The sequence below is a fragment of the Vibrio sp. 1402 genome (assembly GCF_033340275.1).
The window spans coordinates 1-1,019 of sequence record NZ_JAWOWE010000100.1 but is presented as its reverse complement, the minus strand read 5'-3'; the positions used below and the strand labels follow the sequence as shown (position 1 = coordinate 1,019).

Genomic DNA, 1,019 nt, shown 5'->3' with positions numbered 1-1,019 from the left:
GACTTGAGTATATACTTCCCGCCCCATTTTAGAGTTCGAAGGTTAAGATGAGAATCGCATTAGGTATCGAATACAACGGTACAAATTATTTTGGTTGGCAACGCCAAAGAGAAGTGAAAAGTGTTCAAGAAGAACTAGAGAAAGCGTTGTCCATCGTTGCGAACCACCCTGTCGAAGTGCAGTGTGCAGGTCGTACTGATGCGGGTGTACATGGTACGGGACAAGTTGTTCACTTTGATACCAACGTTAATCGAAAAATGGTGGCTTGGACGATGGGCGCAAATGCGAACATGCCAAGTGACATCGCTGTTCGCTGGGCAAAAGAAGTTCCTGATGACTTCCACGCGCGATTCTCAGCAACAGCGCGTCGTTACCGCTACATCATTTTTAATCACGCATTGCGCCCAGGCATTTTGAGCTCGGGTGTGAGCCATTATCACGGCGAGCTAGATGAAAAGAAAATGCATGAAGCCGGGCAATATTTGTTAGGTGAAAATGACTTTTCATCATTCCGTGCAGCGCATTGTCAGTCGTTGAGTCCGTGCCGTAATTTGATGCACCTAAACGTCACTCGTCATGGTGATTATGTTGTTATCGACATTAAAGCGAACGCGTTCGTTCACCACATGGTTCGAAACATCACAGGTAGCCTGATTAAAGTTGGTCGTGGTGAAGAAAAACCAGAGTGGATCAAGTGGTTGCTTGAGGCAAAAGATCGCAAACTTGCAGGTGCAACAGTGAAGGCTGAAGGTTTGTACTTAGTCGATGTCGATTATCCAGAAGAATTTGAATTGCCTTGCGTGCCGATCGGTCCGCTGTTTTTGCCAGATAATTTGAACTAAATTCACAAACTTGCTTCAAAATATCGGTAGTGTAGCCGCATAACATCAGTAATTAACGATATCGAAAATAGGTACAACCAGTTTTTTATCTACACTCGTCGCAAGATATGGTTTAATCCGTCGGTATTATGTCGAATTTATATCTTTCGCAATGAAGCGGAAGAGTTGAGAGAAAAG

At 44.2% G+C, this 1,019-nt stretch carries 1 protein-coding gene; it reads left to right on the top strand.

Annotation, left to right across the window (positions count from 1 at the left end):
* Positions 1-47: 47 nt before the first annotated feature.
* A complete protein-coding gene (gene truA, locus R7044_RS24400; protein WP_225455899.1) occupies positions 48-842 on the top strand; it encodes a tRNA pseudouridine(38-40) synthase TruA in 795 nt (264 codons plus the stop codon).
* Positions 843-1,019: the final 177 nt, after the last annotated feature.